The organism is Terrisporobacter sp. (assembly GCF_017888745.1).
GTDB lineage: Bacteria > Bacillota > Clostridia > Peptostreptococcales > Peptostreptococcaceae > Terrisporobacter.
The window spans coordinates 1-6,450 of the sequence record NZ_JAGHFM010000178.1; the positions used below are offsets into that span (position 1 = coordinate 1).

The following is a 6,450-nucleotide window of genomic DNA, read 5'->3' on the forward strand; positions in this document are numbered from 1 at the left end:
ATAATATATAATTTTCAACCTTATTACTTGAGCAACGGACGCAGTCGTTGGCGACATGAAGTGGAGCGCCCGCGCAGTGGTTTAAGCGAAGCGAATTTTTTATTTAAGTGATTAATTAAGATGTTAGAGTTATGATTATTATGTCTTAAGTAATTAAAACTATCAGATAGTTACTCATTTATAAATTCTATAAATTGTAATTATCTATAGAATTTTACAATTTGACCCATGATTGCATATTATGTAGAATTATTATGAAATAAAAACTTAAGGGGGAATAATATGAAGGTAGCATATATATTTAATAGTACAAATGTACATAAAATATTAGATAAAATGATAATACCACAGTTAGAATCAGAGAGCCATGTAGCGGAAGTATTAGGAATGTTTTTCTTTATGGATAATACTATGTTTTTAGCAAAAGGGAATCCAATAGGGGAGAGATTGAGTGAACTTCATAAGAAGACAGGTATGATAATTATGGCATGCGATCAGTGTGCTATAGAAAGAGGTATACAAGATAATTTAGTGGAGGGGGCTACTATAGGATGTTTTCCAAATCTGTATGCATGTCTTGGAAGTAGCGGTGTAGAACAAGTTATAACTTTATAATAAAAATAGCCCATATTTTATGGGCTATTTGCAATTAAAAAATAATAAATCAGGAGGCAGTATGAAGAAAGTATTAGTTGAATTTATTAATACTTGACCAACTTGTGATGAACATGGAAGACTTATCAGACAAATTGGCGAAAAGTATAATAAATCTGTGGACATCAAAATTTACCAGACTGGTAAAGATTTTTCTTACATAAAAAAGTATGGAATGATAATGAAAGGAACCTTAATAATAAATCAAAAGAAAAAATATGATAGATTATCAAAAGATATTATAGAAAGGATTATTTTAGAAGCTATAGAAAATCTAGAAGTTTCTTAGGTTAAATCAAATGCATATATTAGATTTTATAAAAGATATTTTAGTAACATCTATAAATATATTGAATGGCTCATCAGGATGGCTATTTATAAGCTTCATAATAGCAGGATTGCTACATAATATACTAACACCTGAAAGGTTACAAAAATCATTAGGGAATAAAAAAATATCATCAATATTTAAAAGTACCGTATCTGGAATGTTATTGCCTATATGTAGTTGTGGTGTTATACCAATAGGTATAAGTATGTATTATTCAGGAGTATACTTAGGACCTGTTCTTGCTTTTATGACATCAGCACCAGTAATAAATCCAATAGCTATAGTTCTTAGTTTAGGTTTATTAGGACCACAAATAACATTTATATACGTATTATCAGGATTTATAGTACCGATGATAGTTGGGGTAATAGGTAATATATTTGGTAAAGATGAAGTAAGCATAAGTATAGAGAACGATGATGATGTAGCTATAGAATTAGAAGAAGAAAAAAGAAGTTTTATACAAAGTGTGATCGATGGATTGAAGTGGTCTTTTGATGAATTAGCACCAACAATAAGTAAATATGTGGTAATAGGCATATTAGTTGCTGGATTCATTACGACGGTATTCCCTAGTAGTATTATTCAAAAATACTTAGGAGATCCCGGTGTATTATCTTTAGGGAGCATCGCTATACTTTCTTGTATAATGTATGTATGTGCAGTAGGACATATTCCATTTATTGCAGCATTAGTCGCAAGTGGAGCATCTCCAGGTGCTGCCATTACATTTTTAATAGCAGGGGCAGCTACTAACTTACCAGAACTTATAAGCATATTTAATGTAATTGGCAAAAGGACTGTAATAATTTACTCTGTGACATTAACTACTTGTTCATTAGTGATAGGATATATTACTAATAAATTATTGATAGGGAATTATACAAATTTAAGTTATGAAAGTAGACAAACTTCAATAGCAGTAGCAAATAAAATAATGTTTAATATACCAGATTCTATGAAATACATTTGTTCTTTATTAATTTTTATACTATTTATAAAGGCAATTCTACCAAAGGTAAGGAAAGTTATGATACATGAATAATAAAAAAATGATAGTAGTTGGTATAATAACATTATTTTTAATAGGAAATCTAATTTACTCAAAAGAAAAGAATAAAGAAGTAGTAGATTTACCTAATGTGGATGAAGAATTATTATTATTTTTCCAAGGGAATGTGGATTTTGAGAAGATAATAAATTATTCTCAAGGTGATATAAATGAAGATAATAGAGAGGACTTAGTAGTAGTATATAAAAAAGATAATAATAACAATCATATGGTTGTGGTTATAAATGATAAAAATAATATGTACGTAACAACTCCAAAGCCAGCGCCTAAAGAAGATGTAAAAATAGAGTTTAAAAATATAGATAATAAAGATAATATGGAAGTTATCATATCAGGCTCTAAAAATGGAAATGTAGGATATGGTGTATATAGATTCGAAAATAATGAATTAATTGACTTATTTGGAGAGGGTATGGAGGCTTGTTGCTAAGATTAATAGGAGGGGAATTATGAAAATATCAAAAAAGATAAAATTATTAATATCAGTGGGAATTATAGGAGTAACTATTTTAACTGGATGTGCTAGCAAAGATACTGAGTCAGATAAGGCTGATAGTAACTATACAATAAAGTTAGGATATTATAATTGTGACCATATGACTGCAGCACCTGTAGCTGTAGAAGCTGGTATTTATAAAGAGTTGGGGTTAAATGTAGAAACAGTAGGAAATGGTAAAGTTCCTGAAGCAATGGCAGCAGGACAAATGGATGCAGGTTATATAGGAACAAAGGGGTTAGTAGGTGCAATACCAAAAGGTTCTCCTATAATCGTTGCAGCAAATAATCATAAAGGTGGTTCTGAGTACTTAATAGTTTCAAATGATATAAAAAATCCAGAAGATTTACTAGGTAAAAAAATAGCATCAGATCCAGAAGGAGATTTATTATGGACTACTGATTATGGCCCAGAAACAGGTTTACCAGTAGATGCTTCTAAGTATGAAGTTGTAAATATGGACTCAAGTAAGGATGCTTATTTGGCTCTTAAGACTGGACAAATTTCAGGATTTTCAGCTTGTGACCCATGGGGATCGGTAGCTGAACATGAAGGCATTGGTAAAATAATATCTACAACTCAATACAAAGAGAAAGCTACAGGTAAAGAATATAATTGTTGTTCTTTCTCACTAAATACTAACTTTATAAAAGAACAACCAGAATTAGCTAAAAAACTAGTCCTTGCACATACAAAAGCAATAGAATATATTTATACAAATCCAGTTCATTCAGCACAAATATTTGCAAAAGCATATAGTGTAGATGAAGAAGTGGCTTTAATGACAATTTATAAAAAAACTGTAGGGGAAGGAAGAACTCTTACATGGGAGATAACAGGTGAAGAATATAAGAATAATTTAGATATGTATAAAGAGTATGATTCTTTTGAAGAATACCCAACATATGATCAAGTTGTAAATGACGAATTATTAAAATCATGTGGAGCAGATGATTTTGATACATTTATAAAAGAAAATGTAGATAATGTGTTCCCAGAAGGGATGAATTATGATGAATGGAAAGAAAAGGCAATGGAGATAGATGAACAAAAGTAAAAATTTAGTTTTATTATCAATGATTTTTCTAGGATGTATATTACTTGTATTCACAAATTTTAATGATGAAAACTATATAGAAGAAAAAATAAGAATCGGGGTATCTGATGATACCTCTGGTTTTGTAATAAATTATATGAGAGATAAAAATTATCTTAAAGATGTAGAAATGAAAGATTTTATTGATGCATACTCTATTTCTGATTGTTGAGCTACTACCATGCAATGGTCCCTGAGTTCAGAGGAATTAGATATGGCAATAATATGTAAAGAAGCAGCAGAAAGTTTTATAAAATATGATAATAATTTTGAAGTAGTGGCTCCTTTAGTTAAAAATTCAGATGTATTTATACTAAACAATGATACTCCTAAAACTATAGGAATAACTCAAAATAGGGAATATCAAAAGGAGTTAGTCGAAAAATACTATGGAAAATCAAAATATGTTTCATTAATTGGGAGTGCTTTGATGTATACACTGGAAAATAACACTGTAGAAGGAGTTGTAATAGATGCTATAAAAGCATTATCTTCAGATAAAAACAAATTATCAACAACATCTAAGGGAGAATATGATACATATGTTTTAGTGGTGAATAAAAAATTTATGAAGAGTGATTTATATCATGAATTTACAAAGCTTTATAATAGCAGTGTAATAGAATTAGAGGATGAGAAGATATTAAAAAAAGCATTAGAAGAGTATATAGATAGATTAATAACAGATAAAGAAATGGAGGAAATAAAGGGATGGAAGTTAAAATTTCTACAAATAAAATAAAGAGAGAAAATAACTTCAAATCTTTAGATTGGATATATAGAGGAATATTTTTAATAACTTTATTAGTTATATGGGAAATAAGTGCATCTAGAATAGGAAGTTCATTACTACTTCCAAAGCCTTTAAATGTATTAGAGGGTTTTATAAAATGTCTTACAGATCCTGAGATAGTAAAAAATGTATTTATTACATTACAAAGAGTATTAAAAGGATTTTTTTATGCACTAATATTTGGACTTCCTATAGGCTTAATAATGGGATTTTCAACTAGATTTGAAAGTATATTATCTCCAATAGTAGATTCAGTAAGACAAGTTCCGATAATGTCATGGGTACCACTTACAATAGTTTGGTTTGGTATAGGAGATGGACCTACTATTTTCTTAATAGCATTTGCCGGTGTATTTCCAATAATACTTAATACTATTCAAGGTATTAGATCTATATCAAAAGATTACTATAATGCAGCTAGAAGTATGGGTGCATCGCCATTTGTTATATTTACAAATGTAATGTTACCAGCAGCGCTTCCTGATATATTAACTGGTGCAAGGCTTGCTATAAGTACTGGATGGATGTCTGTAATTTGAGCGGAGTTCATAGCAACGAGTGCCGGTATCGGCTACTCTATGGTACAAGCTCAGACTATGATGAATACTGAATTGCTTGTAGGTCTTATGATATTTGCAGCGCTAATCGGTTTTATAATAGACAGAGTATTAAAATTTGTAAATAAATCTCTTTGTAAATGGAGGTTTGAAGCCTAATGAAATTAAGAGTCGAGAATATAAACAAAACATTTATAAATAATAAGAAAGAACATAAAGTATTAGAAAATATTAATTTAGATGTAAATAAAGGAGAGTTTGTATCACTTTTAGGCCCTTCAGGATGTGGAAAGACTACATTACTTACTATAATAGGTGGATTTCAACATAGTGATGAAGGGGAAATTTTACTTGATGGACAAGTAGTAAAAAAGCCAGGTGTTGACAGAGCATTTATATTCCAAAACTATGCACTTTTTCCTTGGAAAACAGTAAAAGAAAATGTACTATTCCCTATGAAGCAACAGAAAATACCTAAAGTACAAAGGGAAGCAAAGTTGGAAGAATTATTAAGTCTATGTGATTTAAAAGGAAAAGAAAATATGTATCCACATCAGTTATCAGGCGGGATGAAACAAAGGGTAGCGATAATAAGAGCTTTAGCCTGTAATCCAGAAGTTCTGTTAATGGATGAACCTTTAGGGGCCGTTGATTTTAAGATGAGACAAAATCTACAAGAAGAATTAGAAAATATTTGGAGTAAGAATAAAATTACAGCAATAATGGTTACACATGATGTTGATGAAGCAGTTTATATGAGTGATAGGGTTGTGGTAATGTCGAGAGATAAAGGTAAAATACTAGAAAATCTAAAAATAGATTTAGAAAGGCCTAGAAATAGAACTACAAATAAATATGAAGCTTATAAATCTAAATTAACTAATATATTATCAAAATGCTATGAGGGATAAATATAAAATGAGAAATATTAATAAGTATAAACAATTAGAAGAAAATCAAAAACTAATAAGATTTAAAATTATAGATTATATAATAGAGAAAAATCAACCTATAGAATTGAATGATGTAAAAAAGTATATAAAAAATACTACAGATTTAAATGATGATTATATTAATCAAACTTTACATTATTTTATGAAAAATAATATTATGGTTGTTGACGAAAATAAAGTTAATTTTATCTATCCCGTTTCAGCTCATAATACTATGCACTCAGTAAAGCTTAAAGATGGAAGAATGTTAAATGCTATGTGTGCAATAGATGCACTTGGGGTAGCGCACACTTTTAATCAAGATATTAATATAAAATCAATGTGTAATGTTACAGGAAAAGAGATAAATATAAAAATAAGAGATAAAAAGATTCATGATATTAATAATGAAGATTTGCGTATTCTTCATATAAATCTTGAAAAATATGAAAATTGGGCAGCTAGTTGTTGAAACATTATGAACTTCTTCTGGTCTCAGAAGGAATATAAAAACTGGAC

The 6,450-nt window shown here is 29.3% G+C and carries 9 protein-coding genes; all 9 read left to right on the forward strand.

Annotated features, from left to right (window positions below; translation table 11 throughout):
- Positions 1–282: 282 nt before the first annotated feature.
- The 9 genes from saoD to saoL all read left to right on the forward strand — a co-directional run bounded on the left by saoD (position 283) and on the right by saoL (position 6,403).
- Positions 283–615, forward strand: coding sequence for a DsrE-related protein SaoD (gene saoD, locus J7G74_RS08765; protein ID WP_297134233.1), 333 nt, complete (start codon positions 283–285; stop codon positions 613–615).
- 61 nt (positions 616–676) lie between these two features.
- Positions 677–943, forward strand: a complete 267-nt coding sequence (gene saoT, locus J7G74_RS08770; protein WP_297134235.1) for a thioredoxin-like (seleno)protein SaoT — start codon at positions 677–679, stop codon at positions 941–943.
- A gap of 10 nt (positions 944–953) precedes the next feature.
- The gene (gene saoE, locus J7G74_RS08775; RefSeq protein WP_297134237.1) at positions 954–2,030 is read left to right on the forward strand and encodes an efflux transporter SaoE; all 1,077 of its coding nucleotides are present in this window, start codon (positions 954–956) and stop codon (positions 2,028–2,030) included.
- Positions 2,023–2,487, forward strand: coding sequence for a Cys-Cys-COOH (seleno)protein SaoC (saoC, locus tag J7G74_RS08780; RefSeq protein ID WP_297134240.1), 465 nt, complete (start codon positions 2,023–2,025; stop codon positions 2,485–2,487). Before saoE ends, saoC begins: the two co-directional genes overlap by 8 nt.
- A gap of 19 nt (positions 2,488–2,506) precedes the next feature.
- Positions 2,507–3,610, forward strand: a complete 1,104-nt coding sequence (gene saoX / locus J7G74_RS08785; RefSeq protein ID WP_297134243.1) for an ABC transporter substrate-binding subunit SaoX — start codon at positions 2,507–2,509, stop codon at positions 3,608–3,610.
- Positions 3,597–4,391 carry an ABC transporter substrate-binding (seleno)protein SaoB gene (gene saoB / locus J7G74_RS08795; RefSeq protein ID WP_330616483.1) on the forward strand — a complete coding sequence of 265 codons (795 nt, stop codon included), beginning with the start codon at positions 3,597–3,599 and terminating at the stop codon, positions 4,389–4,391. The genes saoX and saoB overlap by 14 nt, the downstream gene beginning before the upstream one ends.
- The gene (gene saoP, locus J7G74_RS08800) at positions 4,361–5,158 is read left to right on the forward strand and encodes an ABC transporter permease subunit SaoP (protein ID WP_297134250.1); all 798 of its coding nucleotides are present in this window, start codon (positions 4,361–4,363) and stop codon (positions 5,156–5,158) included. Before saoB ends, saoP begins: the two co-directional genes overlap by 31 nt.
- The gene (saoA, locus tag J7G74_RS08805) at positions 5,158–5,910 is read left to right on the forward strand and encodes an ABC transporter ATP-binding protein SaoA (protein ID WP_297134252.1); all 753 of its coding nucleotides are present in this window, start codon (positions 5,158–5,160) and stop codon (positions 5,908–5,910) included. Before saoP ends, saoA begins: the two co-directional genes overlap by 1 nt.
- 7 nt (positions 5,911–5,917) lie before the next feature.
- Positions 5,918–6,403 (forward strand): MerB-like organometallic lyase SaoL, encoded by a 486-nt coding sequence (gene saoL, locus J7G74_RS08810; RefSeq protein WP_297134254.1) that lies wholly within the window; start codon positions 5,918–5,920, stop codon positions 6,401–6,403.
- Positions 6,404–6,450 lie beyond the last annotated feature (47 nt).

What these genes read in the sequence shown, in the direction of transcription:
- saoX (WP_297134243.1), top strand. Translation starts at nt 2,507, where the DNA reads ATGAAAATATCAAAAAAGATAAAATTATTAATATCAGTGGGAATTATA.
- saoC (WP_297134240.1), top strand. Translation starts at nt 2,023, where the DNA reads ATGAATAATAAAAAAATGATAGTAGTTGGTATAATAACATTATTTTTA.
- saoA (WP_297134252.1), top strand. Translation starts at nt 5,158, where the DNA reads ATGAAATTAAGAGTCGAGAATATAAACAAAACATTTATAAATAATAAG.
- saoL (WP_297134254.1), top strand. Translation starts at nt 5,918, where the DNA reads ATGAGAAATATTAATAAGTATAAACAATTAGAAGAAAATCAAAAACTA.
- saoE (WP_297134237.1), top strand. Translation starts at nt 954, where the DNA reads ATGCATATATTAGATTTTATAAAAGATATTTTAGTAACATCTATAAAT.
- saoD (WP_297134233.1), top strand. Translation starts at nt 283, where the DNA reads ATGAAGGTAGCATATATATTTAATAGTACAAATGTACATAAAATATTA.